This is a genomic window from Paraburkholderia bryophila (assembly GCF_013409255.1).
Classification (GTDB): domain Bacteria; phylum Pseudomonadota; class Gammaproteobacteria; order Burkholderiales; family Burkholderiaceae; genus Paraburkholderia.
The window spans coordinates 3,389,854-3,409,530 of record NZ_JACCAS010000002.1 but is presented as its reverse complement, the minus strand read 5'-3'; the positions used below and the strand labels follow the sequence as shown (position 1 = coordinate 3,409,530).

The following is a 19,677-nucleotide window of genomic DNA, read 5'->3' as shown; positions in this document are numbered from 1 at the left end:
ATGGAAATCGACTTCGACGCGATCACCGAATACCAGCGTTACAAACTGATGGCGAGCCTGATCGTGCCGCGTCCTATCGCGCTCGTCACCACGCTCGGCGCCGACGGCACCATCAATGCCGCGCCGTTCTCGATGTTCAACATGCTTGGCGAGGAACCACCGATCGTGATGATCAGCATCAACCGCGTCGCGGACGGCACGCTGAAGGACACGGCGGTCAATATCGTGCGCACGGGCGAGTTTGTCGTGCATCTCGCCGACGAAGCCATCGCGCTGAAGATGCATCGCTGCGGGGAAAGGCTGCCGCCCAATGTGAGCGAGTTGGCCGAGGTCGGCTTCACGGCGGTGCCGAGCACGCACGTGGCGCCGCCGCGTATCGCCGAAGCGCCGGTCGCGTTCGAATGCACGATCTGGGAGACGCTGGAGACGAGCAGCCGGCAGATTTTCATCGGCCGGGTGCATCGGCTCCACGCGCGCGACGAGTTGATCGATACCGACACCTGGCGCGTGCGGTTGCAGCACTACTTTCCGGTGGGCCGGTTCGGCGCCAGCGACTACGTGACCACGCGGGACCGCTTTACGCTGGAATAGGCACGAGGTTCAGCTAAACGATTCACACGCGCGGTTTGCTTTTTTTCTTCGCTGCGCGTTCGGCGAGCGCTTCGGTGTTCGCTTTCACCGCCGCCTGAATCAATTGCTTAAAGGCGGTTTCATTGATCTTCTCGCCTTCGTGAATGTCGATCGCGCGCCGCGTATTACCGTCGAGGCTGGCATTGAAGAGCTTCTTCGGGTCCTTGAGCGCGGCGCCGCGCGCGAACGTGAGCTTGACGGCCTGCTTGTAGGATTCGCCGGTGCAGACAATGCCGTCGTGCGACCAGACAGGCGTGCCCATCCATTTCCACTCTTCCTGAATGTCGGCGTCGGCGGCGTGGATCAGTTCGCGGAGGCGAGCGAGCGTTTCGCCACGCCAATCCGCCAGTTCTTCGATCCGTTTTGTGATGTTCGCTGAGGCGGTGTCGCTATCCGGATGAACGGTCGGCTTCATGTTGTCTCCGATTTTTTCGGTTCTGGAATGGGGCGCGCGAGCGGTCTTGGGTAGCGCAAGTGCGTCCGGCCCACACGGCGTCCGCGTAGCTTATCAGGCTCGTTGCGCGGGCTGATCCGGTTTACCGTAGGGCCGTTGCGCCGTGCAAGAACCGGACGGTTGGCTAGAAATCGACGCCGAGTGCGCGTCCATCGCTGCGTGGATCGTGCGCGCCGCACGCCACGCCGCTCGCGTCGAGGCGAATCACGCCGGGGTGGCCCGCCAGCGGACTCTGCGCCGGGATCGCGCTGACTTCGTGCCCGCGCGCGGCGAGGGCCGCGAAGACGTCGGCGCCGGCATCCGCTTCGAGTTTCAACGCATCGCGCGTGTCGGAGAAGGTCTTGCCAAGCAGGAAACGTGGCCGGGCCAGCGCAGTGAGCGGGTCCATGCCGTAGTCAATCAGGCGCGTGAGGATCGCGGCCAGCGTTTGCGGCTGACCGTCGGCGCCTTGCGTGCCGAACAGCAAACGCGGCCGGCCGTCTTGCAGATACATACCGGGATTGAGCGTGTGGAAAGGACGCTTGCCCGGTTGTACCGCGTTGTGATGCGTGGGGTTCGTGCTGAACGACGCGCCGCGGTTGTGCCACAGAACGCCCGTGTCGCCCGCCACCACGCCGCTGCCCCAATCGAAGTACACCGTTTGCAGCACGCTCACGCTGCGGCCCTCGCGATCCGTCGCGCCGATAAACACGGTGTCGCCCGGGCGGAACGTGTGCGGCCAGGGCCGCGCGTCGTGCGGGTGGATGGTGCGCGCGTGCGCGTCGAGGGCGGCGGCGGAGAGCATGTCGTCGACCGGCACATGCGTGAACTCCGGATCGGCCACGTAGCGATCGCGATCCATGAACGCGCATTTCACCGCTTCCACCAGCAGGTGATAGTAGTCGGCGCTGCCTTCGGCGATCGAACCCAGCTCGAAGCGTTCGAGTATCCCCATGATCTGGAGCGTGGTGACGCCCTGGGTCGGCGGTCGCAGGCTCGCCAGTTCGCCGCCACGGTAAGCAACCCGTAGCGGCGCTTCGTCGCGTGCGCGGGTTTGGGCGAAGTCGCTCAAGCGCAGCGGCGAGCCGGCCTGCTGCAAGCCGCGAGCCATGCGTTCGGCCAGTTCGCCGTGATAAAACTCTTGGGCGCCGAAACGGGCAAGACGTTCGAGGCTTCGTGCCAGCGCCGGTTGCGTGAAGCGTTCACCGATGGCGGGAATCCGGCCGTGTGGCGCGAACGTCGCGGCGAAGCCGGGCAGGGCGCGCAATTCATCGGCGCGCAGGCTTTGCCAGAAATGCTGCGACGGCGTCACGGGGAAACCCTCGCGGGCGTATTCGATCGCGCGCGCGAAAAGTGTCGCCCATGTTTGCTGGCCGCCCCAGACTGTGCGGCTGATCTCGTCGGCCTGTGACCAGGTGTCGACGGTGGCGGCAGTGGTGAGCGCGGCCGCCGCGCCACGTAGCGGAATGGCGCCGTCGAACGTGGGCAATTGCGCCGCGGCCTGACCGATGCCCGATAACGTGCGCAATGTCCCGTGCCGGTCGGCGATCACCCAGAACGCGTCGCCGCCCAGGCCGGTGAAGTGCGGATACGTCACGCACAACGCCGCGCCGATCGCTATCGCGGCTTCGATCGCGTTGCCGCCCGCGCGCAACACGTCGCGGCCGGCAACGCTCGCTAACGCATGCGGACTGGTGACCATGCCACCGGTCGAGACGGCGAGTCGGGTGTCGTGCAATGGCTACTCCGCAGCGGGAGACGGGTCGTGAGCGCACCCGTCGGAGTACGGAGTATAAATTCGCGCGCCGTGCAGACAATAATCGGCACGACGCGTTGCTGCGTGAAGCGTCCCGCGTCGTTACTGGATAACAATGTTCGAAGGTGAAACCGCGAAGAAGACATTGCCGATGCAACTCACCCTGACGCGACCTTTAGCGGTCCGCTCGCTCACGCGCGGCAGCATGACGGACGCGCTGCCGGTGTTCGGCACGGCGGCGGCCAGCGGGCGCGGCAGATAGGTGTACCCGCCATCCAGCGACAGATCGATACGCACCTGGGCGCACGAGATCGGCGCCTGGTCGGTGCTTGCGACGTCCCAGCCGATCGATTGGACGGAGCCGCCGGATAAGGTCGCGGAACGTCCCGGCAGGGTCACGGCAAAAGGACGCGCGGTCTTCAGCACATTGAGCGTGACATCCGAGCTGGCGGTAGTGTCCTGGGCGGTATCGCGCGCCGTCAACCGGAACGTCAGTGTGCGGTTCGTGGCGGGGTAAGCCTCTCCCTTGCCCAACGGCTCGTCACCGAGGACCGCCGCGAGGCGCGGGAACACGCGCTCGCCGCTGGTATTAGGGAGGTAGGAACGGAACAGCGGACCCACGCCGTCGTCTTTGAGTACGATGCCTTGCACCGGGCCCGCATCGAACTGTTCCCAGCCATACGTCATCGTTGCGCGTGTGCTTCCGGTTGCGTACCCGCTCAGCACGAACGGGGTACCCGAGGGAATCGTCAGCGTGTCGAGACCGCCCGCCGACAGACTGAGCGGCTCGATGGTCGGCGCGCTGCCCCGATTGAGACTTTTAACCGCGCAGTCGCCGCCTTTCGATGAAATCCAGGCATTCACCTGAGCCTGACTGACGGCATGGAAGTACGGATCCGAGTGATCCTGCAGATTCTCCGCGGGCAGACACATGCCCGCGTATCCCATGATCGTGGAGCCGCTGCCGGGTTCGAGCGCCGAGCCCGGCAGCGTCGTTCTTCCGCCGCCGCAGCGGTTGAAGGTATGCCAGGCGCCGAATTGATGCCCCAACTCATGCGAGACGAAATCGACATAGAACGCATCTCCCACGGGATTAGTCCGTCCCGTTGTACCGGCCGCCTTATTGTTTTTACCGGGATCGTTGCGGCAGGTATTGCCGATACGTCCGACAACGCCGCCGCTAGCCGTGGTGACGACGTGCCCAAGATCGAAGCCGGACGCGCCGATGACACGGTCCAGATTCTCGACGTTGGCTAGCAATATATCGCCGCCTTTCAGGTAGGGGTCGTTGGCGGCCTTCGTATAAATAAGCTTGTCATTGTTGGGGACCAACGTGAGATGCACGTTGAAGTCCTGCTCGAATATTTCATTGACGCGGTTGATCATCAGGCTGATGGCCGCCAACCCGCCGGCCACCGTGCCGCCGAATTTGGCGGTATAGGCACTGGCCGCCGCAACGGCGATACGATAATCGCGCCGAATATTGCCGGTCGCGGTGCGCGACTGAGACGCGTCGCGGTTCGCGTCGGATAGTCGATGGTCGGAAGCGGAATCGGTGATGTGTTCATGAAATGGCTGATCCGAAGCAGGAAGCGAATGACGGCGGAAGCTCCAGTATTGTCCGCCGCGCGCCGGAGCGTTTTGCACCTTACCGCTCAGCGTTTCCACGGGCTGCACCAGCCAGGCGCCGTCCTTGTCGTACACCATGGCTTTCATGCCTTGCGGCGACATGTCGAGACGCACGGTGCGTCCTTCGCCGTCGCGGCCCTTCAGACTGCGGATTTCCGGATAGCGTTGGGCTAGCGCCGGCGGCACGGTTCCGGAATCGGACAGGACAAACTCGGAAAAACCGCCTTCAGGTAAAGGTAAAGACAATCGAACATCGGACGATTTAGATCGTGGCGTTATTTCTTCGGAATTTATCGGAATGGCCGCTAATTCTAATTTTAAGCTGGCGAAATCCAGGGTGAGAGTCCGTCGTTGTGCCGGATTTCCCGCTTCAATTCTTGATTTAAGCTTTTCGTTTCTCAGATTGTCTGAATCTTGCCAAAATACGCGCGTATCGGCTGCATTAGCGGTAGAGAGCAGAAAGGCACCGGTTAAAAGCAGGGCGTAATAAATGAAAACGCGTTTTAACGCTCGCGGCATAGGATTTCCCTCGCGATATTCCGATCCAGTAGGAGGCTCATTCGATCGGGATAGTGAATTGGATAAAGCAGTGGCTAACGGCCGAAATATAACTTCGGCCCCACGGGCGGCCTATGCGTCGCAACGGCGCACGGCCTGGCGCAAAGACTGGGCGAGGCGGCCCCGACTTGGTGAGCGCTGCACCATGAGTGCAGCTAGCTACGAGCGCCGCCATCACGCTCCGAGACCGGCGGCGTCGTCTCGCAACCCTTTCCAGGCAAGCCGCACAGGCTCTCCAGCGAAACCCGTACTGCGTTTGGCATAGCTCCTGCTTAGTTGAGTTCAAACTTGTATTCAAGATTGGACTCAAGGAAAACAGCGTGTCTATTCCACGACCTTTTACGGTTAGCAGCCTTTTCGACGGCTATGCCTCGGGCGTTCTCACGCCGTCGCAAGTCGTGGTGTCGGCGCTCGCTCGCATCGACGACATCGATCGGCCGGAAGTCTGGACGCTCCGTGTGCCGGGCGCCGACCTCATGGCCCGCGCCCGTGCGCTCGAAGTGGCTTATGAAGAGCAGGGCCGCGCCGTCTTCGAGCGCATGCCGCTGTTCGGCGTGCCGTTCGCGGTGAAGGACAACATCGACGTCGCCGGCCTGCCGACTACCGCCGCCTGCCCGGCGTTCAGCACGACGCCGGACGTATCGGCGTTCGCCGTGCAGCGTTTGCTCGACGCCGGCGCGATCCTGATCGGCAAGACCAATCTCGATCAGTTCGCCACCGGCCTCGTCGGCACGCGCTCGCCGTATGGCGCCGTGCGGCATACGGCGGATCCGTTGCGCGTGTCGGGGGGCTCGAGTTCGGGTTCGGCGGTCGCGGTGGCGGCGGGCTGCGTAGCTTTTTCGCTCGGCACGGATACCGCCGGGTCGGGGCGGGTGCCGGCTGGATTCAACGGACTCGTCGGGTTGAAGCCGTCGCTGGGACTGGTCAGCAAGCGCGGCGTGGTGCCGGCCTGCCGCAGCCTCGACACGATTTCCGTATTCGCGCACGACGTTGGCGACGCGTGGCGCGTGCTCGTCGAAATCGCGGCTTTCGATCCGCTCGACGGCTATTCGCGCAAGGTGCCGATGCAGGGTCTGTGGCACGCCGCCCCGCGGATCGGCGTGCCGGATTCGCTCGAATTCTATGGCGACGCCGCGGCAAGCGAGGCGTTTTCCGCTGCGCTCGATACGCTGTCGACGCATCTGTCTCTGAGTACCCAGCCGGTCGACTTCGAACCATTCAAAGCGGTTTCCGCGCTGCTCTACGACGGTCCGTGGGTCGCTGAGCGCCGTGCCGCGCTCGGGGCGTTTTTCGACACACATCGTGACGCGATCGATCCGGTCGTCGCGAAGGTGATCGGCCAGGCGGATCGGTTCAGCGCCGTCGACGCGTTCAACGGCCAGTACGCGCTCGTCGATCTGAAACGCCGCGCCGAAGCGCTGTTCGACACCTTCGACGTGCTGATCGTGCCGACCGCGCCGACCCATCCGTTGATCGCGGACGTCGCGGCCAATCCGGTCGAACTGAACAGCCAGCTCGGCTACTACACGAACTTCGTGAACCTGCTCGATCTGTGCGCGTTGGCCGTGCCGTGCCGGCGCCGTCACGACGGCTTGCCGGCCGGCGTCACGCTGATCGCGCCGAGCGGCGCGGATCGTCAGCTCGCGGAGCTGGCGGCGCGGATCGAGGCGCTGTTCGCCGACGCAAACAGTGTTGCCGCTGGAATGAGCACCAGCGCCAGCGCAATCCCCCCTTTGCCGTTCCAGGAACCCACCGTCGCGCTCGCCGTGGTCGGCGCGCATCTGCGTGGACAGCCGCTGAACTGGCAGCTTCAGCAAGCCGGCGCGCGCTTCGTCGAAGCCACCACGACGACGCCCGATTACCGCCTCTACGCGTTGGCCAACACCCAACCGCCCAAGCCCGGCCTGGTCCGCACGGACGCAGCCCACCCAGGTGCACCGATTGCCGTCGAAGTCTGGCAGATCCCACTGCGCACCTTCGGCCCATTCGTCGCCGACGTGCCCGCGCCGCTCGGCATCGGCACGCTGCAACTCGCGAGCGGTCGCGCGGTGAAGGGCTTTATCTGCGAACCGTCGGCTGTGAGCGACACCAGCGGCGCGCTCGACATCACCGTGTTCGGCGGCTGGCTCGCCTGGCTCGACCGCGCCACCGCCGATCGCGCCGAGCCGCCCGACAACCCGCACGACAATCCGCGCGCCGGCGTTCAGCCGAACCCGCAAACCAACGCTCTCTAACCCTCGATCAGGAATTGGACACCATGACCAGCCGCCGCCATTTCATCACCAGCGCCAGCATGCTGACGCTCGGCAATATCCTGCCGTTCCAGTCGGTGTTTGCCGCGCCGAAGACCACCGTCGGCGTGATCTACGTCGGCGCGCGCGGCGACTACGGTTACAACCAGGCGCAGGCGCAAGCCGCCGCCGTGATCAAGAAGATGCCCGATGTGAAGGTGGTCGAGGAAGAGAACGTGCCGGAAACCATCGCCGTGCAAAAAACCATGGAAGCGATGATCGAACAGGACGGCGCAACGCTGATCTTCGCGACCTCGTTCGGTTACTTCGACCCACACGTGCTGAAGATGGCGGCGAAGTATCCGAAGGTGCGTTTCGCGCATTGCGGCGGTTTGTGGAAGCAGGGCAACCCGCCGAACATCACCAGCTACTTCGGTTATATCGACGAATGCCAGTACCTGAACGGCGTGGTCGCGGGTCATATGACGAAGAGCAAAAAGCTCGGCTTCGTGGCCGCCAAGCCGATTCCGCAGGTGCTGCGCAACATCAATTCGTTCACGCTCGGCGCGCAGTCGGTCGATCCGTCGATCACCACCCAGGTGATCTTCACCGGCGACTGGTCGATGCCGGTCAAGGAAGCCGAGGCCACCAACAGTCTGGTCGATCAGGGTTGCGACGTGGTGACCTGCCACGTCGACGGCCCGAAGGTCGTGGTCGAGACCGCGGAGAAGCGCGGCGCGATGAGTTGCGGCTATCACGCGAGCCAGGCGGCGCTCGCGCCGAAGGGTTATCTGACCGGTGCCGAGTGGGACTGGGCGACGCCGTACAGGCAACTGGTGACGGGCGCGCAGGCCGGCACGCCGCAACCCAACGTGCTGCGCGGCGGCCTGAAGGAAGGTTTCGTGAAGATGTCGCCGTATGGCGCGAAGGTCAGCGCGGCGGCCAAGCAGAATGCCGATGCGATCAGAACCAGCATGGTGGCAGGCAACTTCGTGATCTTCAAAGGCCCGATGAAAGACAACAAGGGCGGCATGGCGATCGCCTCGGGCGCGAGCCACGGGCAGACCGACTACACGCTCGAGAGCATGAACTATCTGGTCGCGGGCGTCGTCGGTCAGATCTGATCGCGGCGCTGTGCGCGACACGTTTTTGCTTGACGAGTTTGTCTGAATCCAGGAGCCGTGATGCGTGCCCATCCCCCCAATCCCTTCGCCGCGAGAGCGCTGCTGTCGCTCCTGCCCGCGCTGCCGACCGTGTTGGCGGTGCTCGGCACCTTGCTGCTGTTTTCGTTGTTCCTGCTGGTGCAAGGACAGCCCGCGCCCGATGCAATCGGTTTGATCTTCGAAGGCGCGTTCGGTTCGTCGTTCGCGTGGCAAAGCACCTTGCTGCGCGCCGCGCCGCTGATGCTGACCGCGTTGTGCGTGGCCTTGCCGGCACAGGTCGGGCTGATCGTGATCGGCGGCGAAGGGGCGCTCGCGCTCGGTGGTCTGGGCGCGGCGATCGTCCCGCAACTGCTGCCGCACAACACGCCCTGGCTGATCGCCACACCGCTGATGGCGCTCGCCGGCATGCTGGCCGGCGGCGTCTGGATCGGCGCGGTCGGGGCGTTGCGGCAGTGGCGCGGCGTCAACGAGACGATCAGCAGCCTGCTGATGTCGTATATCGCGATCGCCGTGTTCAAGCATCTGGTGGAAGGGCCGTTGCGCGATCCCGCAAGCCTGAACAAACCGTCGACGCTGCCGGTGCCCGACGCGCTGATGATCGGCTCGATCCCGGGACTTGACACGCATTGGGGCTTGTTTTGGGGCGTGGTGGCGTGTCTCGCCGCGTGGGTCTTCGTGAAATTCAGCACGCAAGGTTTCGCGATGCGCGTGGTGGGCGGCAGCCATCGCGCCGCGCGGCTGGTCGGCCTGCCCGTCAACCTGCTGGCGCTCGGCGCCTGCGTGCTCGGCGGCGCGGCGGCCGGCCTCGGCGGCATGTTCGAGGTCGCGGCGGTGCAGGGCAGCGCAAATGCGTCGCTGCTCGCGGGCTACGGTTACGCGGGCATCCTCGTGGCCTTCGCCGCGCGCCAGAATCCGCTCGCCATCATTGCGTGCGCGCTGATGATCGGCGGCATCGAAGCGAGCGGCAGCCTGCTGCAACGGCATCTCGATCTGCCCGACGCCACCACGCTGGTGCTGCAAGGCCTGCTGTTCGCCAACCTGCTTGCATGGGAAGCGCTCGGCGGCCGGATTGCCGCGTGGCGCGTGAAATTGCAGGCCGCCGCGCGTACCGAACCTGCCGTGCAACTGGAGCAGACCCATGCCTGATATGCACTCGCCCATCGTGATCCTGTTGCTGTCGCTGTTCGCCGGCGCGATCCGCGTCAGCACGCCGTATCTGTTCGTCAGTCTCGGCGAGTGTCTGACCGAGAAAGGCGGGCGCGTGAATCTCGGCCTCGAAGGCATTCTCGTCTCCGGCGCGATGAGCGGTTACGCCGCCGCGTTTCTGAGCGGCTCGCCGTGGGTGGGCGTACTCGCCGCCGGTCTGGTCGGCTTGCTGCTCGGCTGCCTGCACGGTCTCGTGTGCTCGCTGCCGCGCGTCTCCGACATTGCGTTCGGCATCGCGTTGATGCTGCTCGGCACCGGACTCGCGTTCTATCTCGGCAAACCCTTCATCGAACCGCAAGCGCCGATGCTGCCGTTTATCGATCTCGGCGCATGGTCGTCGTCGCCGCAACTGCATAACGCGCTGCATCTGAATCTGCTGTTCGTGATCGGTGTGGCGCTGGCTTTCGTTCTGCAATGGGGGCTGCGCAATACACGTTGGGGGATGGTGCTGCGGCTGGTCGGCGATCACGCCGAAACCGCGCGCGCGATGGGCTATCCGCTCACCCGCGTACGCATCGCCGCGACGGCGGTGGGCGGTGTATTCGCGGGAGTCGGCGGGGCGTATCTGTCGCTGGTGTACCCGGGTAGCTGGAACGAGGGGCTCTCCAGCGGACAAGGATTGATGGCCGTCGCGCTGGTGATTTTCGCGCGCTGGCAACCGTTGCGCTGTCTATGGGCCGCGTTGCTGTTCGGTGCGGCCGGCGCGCTCGGGCCCGCGTTGCAGGCGGTCGGCGTGACCAGTGGCTATTACCTGTTCAACGCCGCGCCGTATGTGCTGACGCTCGCGATCATGATCGTCAATTGCCGTCCGGATCGCACGCTCGCGGGCGCGCCCGGCGAACTCAGCCTGACCCGCTGACGTTTTCACCGCCGACATGTTCACGCCGCTCCAGACGCTGTTGCTGCTTTCGCCGCGAAGCCCTCCGCCAACGGGGTTGCCTTCAGCGAAAACGACGCAGACGACGCAAACGAACCCAACCCAGGACATCCCGACCATGACCCGATTCATCGAAGCCAAGCCGTACCCGTGGCCTTACGACGGCAACCTGCGCCCGGACAACACGGCGCTCGTGATCATCGACATGCAGACGGATTTCTGCGGCCACGGCGGCTATGTCGACAAGATGGGTTACGACCTGTCGCTCACGCGCGCGCCGATCGAGCCGATCAACCGCGTGCTGAAGACGATGCGCGAGCAGGGCTTCACGATCATCCATACGCGTGAAGGGCACCGCCCCGATCTGTCCGACCTGCCCGTCAACAAGCGCTGGCGCAGCCGCCGCGCGGGCACCGACGGCGTGGGTATCGGCGACGACGGTCCGTGCGGCAGGATCCTCGTGCGCGGCGAACCGGGCTGGGAGATCATCGACGAGCTGAAGCCGCTCGCGGGCGAAATCGTGATCGACAAACCGGGCAAGGGCTCGTTCTGCGCGACCGATCTCGAACTGATCCTGCGCACGCGCGGCATCGCGAATCTGATTCTGACCGGCATCACGACCGACGTCTGCGTTCACACGACCATGCGCGAAGCCAACGACCGCGGCTTCGAATGCACGCTGCTGGCCGACTGCTGCGGCGCGACCGATCCCGGCAATCACGCCGCCGCCTTGCACATGATCACGATGCAAGGCGGCGTATTCGGCACGGTCTCGAACTCGACCGCGCTGCTCCAGACCTTGGGTGGCTGATCATGGCAACGGCACAGCGGCAAGCGCTCGGCGTGGAAGTGATGAACGCGGGCAAATCGTTCGGCGCATTCCGCGCGCTGGACGGCGTCTCGCTCAAGGTCAAAGCCGGCACGATCCACGCGCTGCTCGGCGAAAACGGCGCGGGTAAGAGCACCCTCGTCAAGGGGCTGGTCGGCTACGGCCTGCTCGACGACGGGCAGATCGCCGCCGACGACCGCGAGGTCCACATCCATTCGCCGCGCGATGCGCAGGCGCTCGGCATCGGCATGGTGTATCAGCATTTCACGCTGGCTAGCGGACTGTCGGTCGAAGAAAACCTGCTGCTCGCGCGCGGACAGATGCCGTGGAAAATCGACTGGAAAGCGGAACGCGCCGCGCTCGCCGCGTTCATGCAGCGCATGCCGTTCCGTCTGCCGCTCGACGCGCCGGTCGCCGTGCTGGCGGCCGGCGAAAAGCAGAAGCTCGAAATTCTCAAGCAACTTTATCTGCAGCAGCGGTTTCTGATCCTCGACGAACCGACCTCGGTGTTGACGCCGCAGGAAGCCGATGAGGTGCTGGGCCTGATGCGCGCGTTGACCACGCGCGGCGAGTTGACGGTGCTGATGATCACGCACAAGTTTCGTGAGGTGATGGCCTATGCGGACGACGTCACGGTGTTGCGCAAGGGCCGGCAAGTCGGCACGAGCGCGGTCGCGGACACGAGCCGCGACCAGCTCGCGGCGTGGATGATGGGCACGGCGACGACTGCGACCACCCCGACAGCAACACCCGCCGCCGTGCTCGCCGCCGTCAAGGTAGAACGTCTGCCGCGCAAACCAGTCGACGAATCCGCTACCGTGCGTCTCGCACTGCGCGACGTATCGGTGGAAGACGATCGCGGCCACACCGCGGTGAAGCACGCCACGCTGTCGGTCCGTGCGGGCGAAATTCTCGGACTCGCGGGTGTGTCCGGCAACGGCCAGAAGGAACTGGTGGAAGCGCTGGTCGGCCAGCGCCGCGTCAAAACCGGCGACATGTGGATTGCCGGCAAGCCGTACCACGCGACCCGGGCCGAGATGACCCAGCGACGCGTGTTCGCGATCCCCGAAGAACCGCTGAAAAACGCCTGCGTCGGCGCGATGAGCATCGCGCAGAATCTCGCGTTGCGCGACTTCGACCGCGAGCCGTTGCGGCGCGGCGGCTGGTGGCTCGACCGTCGCGCGTTGCGCGAGCGCGCGGCGCAGCGGATCGCGGAGTTCAACGTGCGGCCGCCGCTGCCCGAACGAGCGATCGGCACGCTGTCGGGCGGCAACGTGCAGCGCGCGGTGCTGGCGCGCGAACTCGGCCAGCCGGTGGACGTGTTGATCGTCGCGAACCCGGTTTTCGGGCTCGATTTCGCGTCGGTGGCCGATATTCATGCGCGTCTGATGGCCGCGCGCGATGCCGGCGCCGCCGTGCTGCTGGTGAGCGAAGACCTCGATGAATTGCTGGAACTGGCGGACCGCATCATGGTGATCGCCGAAGGCGAACTGGTGTTCGACACCCCGGCGGCGCACGCGGATCGTGCCGTGCTCGGCCAACACATGGCCGGGCATGGCGACACCCCGGCGCGGCACGCCGTGCCCGCGGAACACTACAAGGAAGTGATCGAATGACCGCCGCCACGACCTCGACGATCGACGCTCAACCCAGCCCGTTTTCCTTCGACGCCAAGTCCACCGCGCTCGTTGTAATCGACATGCAGCGCGATTTCATCGAGCCGGGCGGTTTCGGCGAATCGCTCGGCAACGACGTCTCGCTGCTCGCGGAAATCGTGCCGACCGTGGCCGCGCTGCTGGCCTTTGCACGCCGTCATGGCTGGCTGGTCGTGCATACGCGTGAAGCGCATGCCGCCGACCTGTCCGATTGCCCGCCGGCCAAACGCCTGCGCGGTGCGCCCAACATGCGTATCGGCGATGCCGGTCCGATGGGCCGCATTCTGATTCGCGGCGAACCCGGCAATGCGATCGTCGAGCCGCTCACGCCGCTGGCCGGCGAACTCGTGATCGACAAACCGGGCAAGGGCGCGTTCTACGCGACGCGCCTCGGAGAAGAACTCGCGCTGCGCGGCATCACGCACCTGGTGTTCGCCGGCGTGACCACCGAAGTGTGCGTGCAGACGTCGATGCGCGAAGCCAACGATCGCGGCTACGACAGCCTGCTGATCGAAGACGCGACCGCGAGCTATTTCCCCGCGTTCAAACAGGCGACGCTCGACATGGTGCGCTCGCAAGGCGGTATTGTCGGCTGGACCGCGCCGCTGTCTTCCTTGATGAAACTCGACGGGACTCACCCAGCATGGAAATAAATCAGCCCGATATCGTGGCGCAGGTGCAGGCGGCGTTTGCCGATTACGAGCGGGCGCTGATCGACCACGACATCGACGCGATGAACGCGCTGTTCTGGCACACGCCGCAGACAGTCCGCTACGGCATCGGCGAAATCCAGCACGGCGGGGCGGCGATTCGTGCGTGGCGCGAGCGCTGCGAGCCGGTGCCGACGTCGCGCACCTTGCATCGCACCGTGGTGACGACCTTCGGACGCGACTTCGCGACCGTCAGCACTGAATTCACCAGCGACGCGACACCGTTGCTCGGCCGCCAGATGCAGACGTGGGCGCGGCTTGGTCCCACTGAGGGCTGGAAAATCGTCGCCGCTCACGTGAGCCTGATCGGCGCGCTCGACCATGACGACACGATCGACCCGATAAGCGCGCGCTGAAACGCCGATAATAAGAAAAAAGGGACTTAGGCAAGATGAACGACGATCCGACGAATCTGCTCGAGACGCCCACTGGCGCGGGCACGCAGGACCCGCCCGCCGCGCCCGCTGCGGCGAGTTCGCCGGCCGCGGCCAATCCGCTTGCCGAACAGGTTTATCAGCAACTGAAAACCGACATCTTCAGTTTCCGGCTGTTTCCCGGCGACCGTTTTTCGGAAAACGGCATTGCGCAGCACTACGGCGTGTCGCGCACGCCGATGCGCGACGGCCTGTTCCGGCTGCAACGCGAAGGCTATCTGGAAGTCGGCTTCCGGCGCGGCTGGAAGGTCTCGCCGATCAACTTTGATCAGCTCGATCAGCTCTACGATCTACGCATCGTGCTGGAAGTGGCGGCCGTCGAACGGATCGGCGCGGGTGGCGACACCGCGCATGCGGTGCTGGAGGCGTTGAAGGCGGTGTGGTGTGTCGAACCCGCGCAGCGCGAGAGCGATCCGGTGAAAATGTTCGGCATGGACGAAAACTTTCACCGGCAACTGGTGGCCGCCACCGGCAACGCGGAGATGCTGCGCGTGCATAACGAAGTGACCGAACGGATTCGCATTGTGCGGCGACTGGATTTTCTGAAACCGCACCGCACCAGCGCCACCTACGACGAACATTCGACCATGCTGAACCTGATCGAACGCGGCCGGCTGACCGAAGCGATCATCCTGCTGCGCGCGCATATCACGCAGAGCAAGCTGGAGGTGCGCAAGATCACGCTGTCCATGCTGGCGGCCGCACGAGATAGCAAGTTGCCGTTCGTGTCCTGAACGGCCGCCGACTGTCGTACGAGAGTCACTCGTACGAAAACGCCCCGCCAAACTTCTCGATCCGCTCCAACGCCATGCCCGAACCACGCACCACGCAGGTGAGCGGCGCTTCGGCGACGAACGCGGGCAGGCCGGTTTCCTCGGCCAGCAGCCGGTCGAGGTCACGCAGCAACGCACCGCCGCCCGCCAGCGTGATGCCGCGTTCGGCGATGTCGGCGCCCAGTTCCGGCGGTGTATTCTCCAGCGCGATCTTCACGGCGGAGACGATCTGATTGAGCGGGTCGGTGAGCGCTTCGAGAATCTCGTTGCTCGATACCGTGAAGCTGCGCGGAATGCCTTCCGACATATTGCGGCCCTTGACCTCCATCTCCCGGACTTCGGAGCCCGGAAACGCGGAGCCGATTTCCTTCTTGATCGCTTCGGCGGTTTGCTCGCCGATCAGCATGCCGTAGTTGCGACGAATGTAGTTGACGATCGCGTCGTCGAACTTGTCGCCGCCCACCCGCACCGAGCCTTTGTACACAATGCCGCCGAGCGAGATCACACCCACTTCGGTGGTGCCGCCGCCAATGTCCACGACCATCGACCCGGTCGCTTCCGACACCGGCAGCCCGGCGCCGGTTGCGGCGGCCATCGGCTCCTCGATCAGATAGACCTGTGAGGCGCCCGCGCTGTGCGCGGCTTCCTTGATCGCGCGCCGCTCCACCTGGGTCGAACCGCACGGCACGCAGATGATGATGCGTGGCGACGGCGCGAACATGCGCGTCTCGTGCGCCATCTGGATGAAGCGCTTGATCATCTGCTGCGTGATGTTGAAGTCGGCGATCACGCCGTCTTTCATCGGGCGGATCGCCTCGATGTTGCCCGGCACTTTGCCGAGCATCTGTTTTGCTTCTTTGCCGACGGCCAGAATGATCTTCTTGCCGTTCGGACCGCCCTCCTGGCGAATCGACACCACCGAGGGTTCGTCCAGCACGATGCCCTTGCCGCGCATGTAAATCAGGGTGTTCGACGTGCCGAGGTCGATAGCCAGGTCATTGGAAAAATAGCCGCGCAGAAAACCGAACATGCAGATACCTGTCTCTTGGATGCCGGGCGCATGAGCGCCGCTTGGGGATGCCGCCCGGAGGCGGCAGGGGACCAGATGACGGTCGAAAGAGGGTGAAGAATAACAGTTTCGCGGCGCGGACTACTTCGGTGGGCGTGGCCGCAGCGAGTTGTCGGCCTGCCACCGGACGCGCTCGCAGTTGTTTTTGACGCGCGTGGCGAATTCGGCCGGCGAGTTTAGTTGCAGCGCGCGCAACTGCAGCGCGTCGCGCTCGCCGCGCCGCCAGCCGTTCTGCCAGCGGGTATCGAAGTCGCTCGCTTCGGTGAGGATCTTGCTGAGTTTTTCCTTGTATTGCGCGATGTCTTCCGGCGACGCGCCGCAGAAGTCCTGCATAAATCGCGCGCGCTGGCCGGCGACTTCGGTGCTGGCGTTGGCGCCTTCTTCGCTCGCCAGCACGGGCGGTGGGGTCAGCGACATGATTAGCATGAGCAGCACGGAGGCCGCCGCGCCCAGAGACCGATAGCAAAAACGCCTGTTATTCATGATTGCCTCCTCGTGGCGAGCCTTCGGCGCAAAGAATAACGCACCTGCGACGCACCTGTGACTCAACTGCGGTTCCTGCGCGGCGCTTGTTCGGCGTCACTGAAAGGTTTTGAAATGTCGCGTTGCGGTACTGTAATGTTCGGCACCGCACACACGCGAATAATGCGCCGGCGCATGCTTTCCGAATCCGTTTTCACCCATGCCGGCGATGCTTCGTGTCCGCGACGTACCTGCGCGCGCGTCAGCACGTCCGGCTTTCCGGGAGCCAATGTGGACGCGATTACGCAGACCGAGCAGAGCACTCAAAGTACCTCGAACACCCCGAGCACGCGGCATTACGACATCATCAGCGACGAAGACGATTTTCGCGCATTGCAGCCGGAATGGGATGCGCTCTGGTTGAAGGCGCACGGTTATTACTACCAGTCGTTCAACTTTTGCTGGCTCGCATGGAAACACGTGACGAAGCCGCATGGCCGCGGGCTCAAATGCATCGTGTGTCGCGAAGCCGGGCAACTGGTGATGATCTGGCCGCTCGAAACGGTGAAGCGCGTGCTGTGGACCTACCTGGTGCCGCTCGGCCCCGAAGGCGGCGACTACACGAGCGTCCTCGTCGAGAACGACGCGGCGACGGCGGCCCGGGTGGAGGGCGCCTGGGACACGGCTCGGCGGCGCTGCGGCGCCGACTTCATTCACCTGCCGTATGTGCGCAACACGCTCGATCTGCACCGGTTGGTGACACAGGAACGTCATGTGCTGTTCGCCGAAGCGCATAACGCGTCGGCGGCGAAACTGCGCGGCCAGGGGACGTGGGACGAGTATTGCAGTTCGCTCGGCACGCTGTTCGGCAAACGGCCCGGCACCTTCGCGAACCGGCTGTCGAAGGAAGGCGAAGTGGCCGTGCGCGTGATGGATCCGTCCGAGGAAAGCGAGACTGCGGCGATCATCGAATGGATGTTCAACTGCAAGCGCAGCTGGAGCGACCGGGTCGGCAAACGCAGCGTGTGGCTCGACTCGCCGGAGTTCGAGCGTTTTCTCGGCAAGCTGATTTATTCGGCCGACGTGCCTTCGATGGCGCGCCTGATCGTGGTCACGCTGGACGAAGCGCCGGTGGCCGAGATTATCGTCAGTCTGGGCAACCCGTGGGCCAGCGCGATTTTCGCGGGCTACGACCCGTACTTCGGCAAATGCTGTCCCGGCTTGATCGCGGTCGAGCAATGCGTCAAGTGGGCCTTCGATAACGGTTACGACCTCGACTTCGGCGTCGGTGTCGAGCGCTTCAAATCGTACTGGTCGCGCGACGAGGCGAGCACCGCGTAGACCGTGCAGATCGTCAATTCGACGTGGGGACTGCTGGCCGTGCGGGCGCGGCGCGGTGCGAGGAGCGTGGCCGAGCGGGTGAAGGCATTGCGGCACGGCAGCACGCCGGCGCCAGAGGCGGATGGCGGCGCCGCGGTCCGGGCCGGCGAAACGTGATGAACCGTGCCGCGGCGGACCGTTGAGGACCGTTGTGGACCGTCGTGAAAACTTCTTGCTGCAAATCAACCACTGCGGCTCAAACAGGCCGATGATAATCGTTCGACGTCGACTCACCGGCTCGCGGACACCCTCCGCGCCGGGCCTCGCGTGCCTCGGCCCAGGAGGACATCATGGTCAGTGGCGAATCCAGAATCGTTTGCGCGGTGGTAGCGGTGTTCACGGCATTGGCGGGGATCGGCGCGGCGATCCGCGGCCTGCTGGACGACAGCCCCGGTTTCATTCACTACGGCGCGGCGGCGTTGGTGATCGGCGTGATCGGTTTCGTCGCGCTGCTGATTCCGACGCCTCACGACAGCGCTTAAGCCTGAGCGCCTGCGCGTTGCCATACCGCCGTGCTGTTGCTCGGTTCCTCTGTTGCGCCGTGGTGGTTACACGCGGCGCAGACCGTCCATGTCGAGGATCCGGATCTGTTTGCCGTGCGTGTCGACCAGACCGTCTTTCTGGAATTTCGACAACATCCGGCTGACGGTTTCGAGCTTCATGCCGAGATAGCTGCCGATCTCCTCGCGCGTCATGCGCAGATGGAATTCGGCCGGCGAGTAGCCGCGCTTCTGCAGCTTGCCCGACAGGTTCAGCAGGAACGTCGCGACGCGCTGCTCGGCGGACATCGTGCCGAGCAGCATCATCAGCGTCGCCTCGCGCACAATCTCGCCGCCCATCATGCGATGCACGTGCTGCTGCACGACCTTGACGTCGCGGCACATAGCCTCGAGCAGATGGAACGGGATGATGCAAACCTGACTATCTTCGATCGCGACCGCGTCGCAACTATGGTGGCCTGAGCAGACACCGTCGAGGCCGAGCATGTCGCCGGCCTGATGAAAGCCCGTGACCTGCTCGCGGCCGTCGCGATGCATCACGATGGTCTTGAACGAGCCCGCGCGAACCGCGTAGAGACTCTGGAACGAGTCGCCGGTGCGGAACAACGTCTCGCCATTGCGGATGGTGCGCGACGGGCAGATCAACGCTTCAATGCGCTCGGCCTCGGCGCTCGTCAAACCTTCGGGCATGCAGAAGGAATGCATCGCGCAACTCGAACAGGGCACGCCGGCGCGTTTCGCGTCGGGGGCGGCGAGCCCGGCCTGTTTCGCTTGCGGCGACATGACGGCGCCCGTTAAAGCCGAAATCGACACGATCGGCACGGCAGCCGCGGTCGGCGTTAGCGGCCGGGTTTCAAGGTAGTCGGCAACATCAGACATGGTGTGCTCCCAGATGATAGAGATCCCGTGCGGAATGCGCGTGGGCAAGTCGCTTGATGGTGTGACAGGCAAGATCGAATTCGCTCGTCTTGTCGAAGAAGTAGCGCGCGCCGTTCGTCAGGCAGGCTTGCCGGAACCACGCGCCGGAATGGTTCGTCAGCACCATCGCGACGACCGGCGAGTTGCGCTGTGCGAGGTGCTGCAACAACTCCAGACCGGTGCCGCCCGCGAGGCGCAGATCGAGCACCACGACGTCGGCGGCACTCGCGCCGATCGCCGCGAGCGCGGCTTCCGGTTCCTCGGCTTCACCGACGATTTCGACCCCTTCGATCGCACCCAGACGAGCCGCCATGCGCGCCCGAATGGCCAGCGCATCCTCGACGAGGAACACGCGCAATGCGTGTTGTGACGGGCTTGAGTTCATGGCTGGAAGTATCGGGCGCGCTATCTCAAAAAGAAATCGGCGCTGAACGAACTTCAGGTAGGCGAGGAGGAAGTCGTGT

At 64.5% G+C, this 19,677-nt stretch carries 20 protein-coding genes; 13 read left to right on the top strand and 7 right to left on the bottom strand.

From position 1 onward, the window contains the following. A complete protein-coding gene (locus tag GGD40_RS36070; protein WP_035557256.1) occupies positions 1 to 591 on the top strand; it encodes a flavin reductase family protein in 591 nt (196 codons plus the stop codon). Positions 592 to 613: 22 nt separating this feature from the next. On the opposite strand, the gene GGD40_RS36065 is transcribed toward GGD40_RS36070, so the two are convergent. The 3 genes from GGD40_RS36065 to GGD40_RS36055 all read right to left on the bottom strand — a co-directional run bounded on the left by GGD40_RS36065 (position 614) and on the right by GGD40_RS36055 (position 4,967). Further along, positions 614 to 1,045: a DUF1801 domain-containing protein gene (locus GGD40_RS36065; RefSeq protein WP_179746923.1), complete on the bottom strand. Its 432-nt coding sequence runs from the start codon at positions 1,043 to 1,045 to the stop codon at positions 614 to 616. Positions 1,046 to 1,208: 163 nt separating this feature from the next. After that, the gene (locus GGD40_RS36060) at positions 1,209 to 2,765 is read right to left on the bottom strand and encodes a gamma-glutamyltransferase family protein (RefSeq protein ID WP_179747164.1); all 1,557 of its coding nucleotides are present in this window, start codon (positions 2,763 to 2,765) and stop codon (positions 1,209 to 1,211) included. Positions 2,766 to 2,921: 156 nt separating this feature from the next. Continuing rightward, complete coding sequence (locus GGD40_RS36055; protein WP_179746922.1) at positions 2,922 to 4,967, bottom strand: reprolysin-like metallopeptidase; 2,046 nt, start codon at positions 4,965 to 4,967, stop codon at positions 2,922 to 2,924. A gap of 359 nt (positions 4,968 to 5,326) precedes the next feature. Here GGD40_RS36055 and atzF point away from each other — a divergent pair, with 359 nt between their 5' ends. From atzF to GGD40_RS36010, 9 genes are all read left to right on the top strand, one after another. Next, entirely contained in the window at positions 5,327 to 7,240 is a 1,914-nt protein-coding gene (gene atzF, locus GGD40_RS36050) for an allophanate hydrolase (protein WP_179746921.1), read from the top strand. A 23-nt stretch (positions 7,241 to 7,263) separates the two neighbouring features. Beyond that, entirely contained in the window at positions 7,264 to 8,361 is a 1,098-nt protein-coding gene (locus GGD40_RS36045) for a BMP family ABC transporter substrate-binding protein (RefSeq protein WP_035557244.1), read from the top strand. 60 nt (positions 8,362 to 8,421) lie between these two features. Further along, the gene (locus GGD40_RS36040) at positions 8,422 to 9,546 is read left to right on the top strand and encodes an ABC transporter permease (RefSeq protein WP_179746920.1); all 1,125 of its coding nucleotides are present in this window, start codon (positions 8,422 to 8,424) and stop codon (positions 9,544 to 9,546) included. After that, positions 9,539 to 10,465: an ABC transporter permease gene (locus GGD40_RS36035; protein WP_051980811.1), complete on the top strand. Its 927-nt coding sequence runs from the start codon at positions 9,539 to 9,541 to the stop codon at positions 10,463 to 10,465. Before GGD40_RS36040 ends, GGD40_RS36035 begins: the two co-directional genes overlap by 8 nt. A 136-nt stretch (positions 10,466 to 10,601) precedes the next feature. Beyond that, entirely contained in the window at positions 10,602 to 11,294 is a 693-nt protein-coding gene (gene biuH, locus GGD40_RS36030; RefSeq protein ID WP_179746919.1) for a biuret amidohydrolase, read from the top strand. A 2-nt stretch (positions 11,295 to 11,296) separates the two neighbouring features. Beyond that, positions 11,297 to 12,928: an ABC transporter ATP-binding protein gene (locus GGD40_RS36025; RefSeq protein ID WP_179746918.1), complete on the top strand. Its 1,632-nt coding sequence runs from the start codon at positions 11,297 to 11,299 to the stop codon at positions 12,926 to 12,928. Continuing rightward, positions 12,925 to 13,620, top strand: coding sequence for a cysteine hydrolase family protein (locus GGD40_RS36020; RefSeq protein WP_179713507.1), 696 nt, complete (start codon positions 12,925 to 12,927; stop codon positions 13,618 to 13,620). Before GGD40_RS36025 ends, GGD40_RS36020 begins: the two co-directional genes overlap by 4 nt. Continuing rightward, positions 13,611 to 14,033 carry an oxalurate catabolism protein HpxZ gene (gene hpxZ, locus GGD40_RS36015; RefSeq protein ID WP_179746917.1) on the top strand — a complete coding sequence of 141 codons (423 nt, stop codon included), beginning with the start codon at positions 13,611 to 13,613 and terminating at the stop codon, positions 14,031 to 14,033. Before GGD40_RS36020 ends, hpxZ begins: the two co-directional genes overlap by 10 nt. A gap of 35 nt (positions 14,034 to 14,068) precedes the next feature. Further along, complete coding sequence (locus tag GGD40_RS36010) at positions 14,069 to 14,845, top strand: GntR family transcriptional regulator (protein ID WP_179746916.1); 777 nt, start codon at positions 14,069 to 14,071, stop codon at positions 14,843 to 14,845. A gap of 25 nt (positions 14,846 to 14,870) precedes the next feature. Here the strand turns inward: GGD40_RS36010 and GGD40_RS36005 are convergent, their stop codons facing one another. Further along, positions 14,871 to 15,914, bottom strand: a complete 1,044-nt coding sequence (locus tag GGD40_RS36005; RefSeq protein WP_179713514.1) for a rod shape-determining protein — start codon at positions 15,912 to 15,914, stop codon at positions 14,871 to 14,873. A gap of 120 nt (positions 15,915 to 16,034) precedes the next feature. Further along, entirely contained in the window at positions 16,035 to 16,436 is a 402-nt protein-coding gene (locus GGD40_RS36000; RefSeq protein ID WP_179746915.1) for a hypothetical protein, read from the bottom strand. Positions 16,437 to 16,610: 174 nt separating this feature from the next. On the opposite strand from GGD40_RS36000, the gene GGD40_RS35995 reads away from it, so the two are divergent. The 3 genes from GGD40_RS35995 (at position 16,611) to GGD40_RS35990 (ending at position 18,277) form a co-directional block, all read left to right on the top strand. After that, positions 16,611 to 17,756 (top strand): GNAT family N-acetyltransferase, encoded by a 1,146-nt coding sequence (locus GGD40_RS35995; RefSeq protein ID WP_257030674.1) that lies wholly within the window; start codon positions 16,611 to 16,613, stop codon positions 17,754 to 17,756. A gap of 3 nt (positions 17,757 to 17,759) precedes the next feature. Then, positions 17,760 to 17,912: a hypothetical protein gene (locus GGD40_RS37165; protein WP_257030673.1), complete on the top strand. Its 153-nt coding sequence runs from the start codon at positions 17,760 to 17,762 to the stop codon at positions 17,910 to 17,912. Between the two features lie 173 nt (positions 17,913 to 18,085). Further along, positions 18,086 to 18,277 (top strand): DUF2964 family protein, encoded by a 192-nt coding sequence (locus tag GGD40_RS35990; protein ID WP_179713520.1) that lies wholly within the window; start codon positions 18,086 to 18,088, stop codon positions 18,275 to 18,277. 66 nt (positions 18,278 to 18,343) lie between these two features. Here the strand turns inward: GGD40_RS35990 and fnr are convergent, their stop codons facing one another. Beyond that, positions 18,344 to 19,078, bottom strand: coding sequence for a fumarate/nitrate reduction transcriptional regulator Fnr (fnr, locus tag GGD40_RS35985; RefSeq protein WP_257030769.1), 735 nt, complete (start codon positions 19,076 to 19,078; stop codon positions 18,344 to 18,346). 88 nt (positions 19,079 to 19,166) lie between these two features. After that, complete coding sequence (locus GGD40_RS35980) at positions 19,167 to 19,598, bottom strand: response regulator (RefSeq protein ID WP_179713524.1); 432 nt, start codon at positions 19,596 to 19,598, stop codon at positions 19,167 to 19,169. Between the last annotated feature and the right edge of the window lie 79 nt (positions 19,599 to 19,677).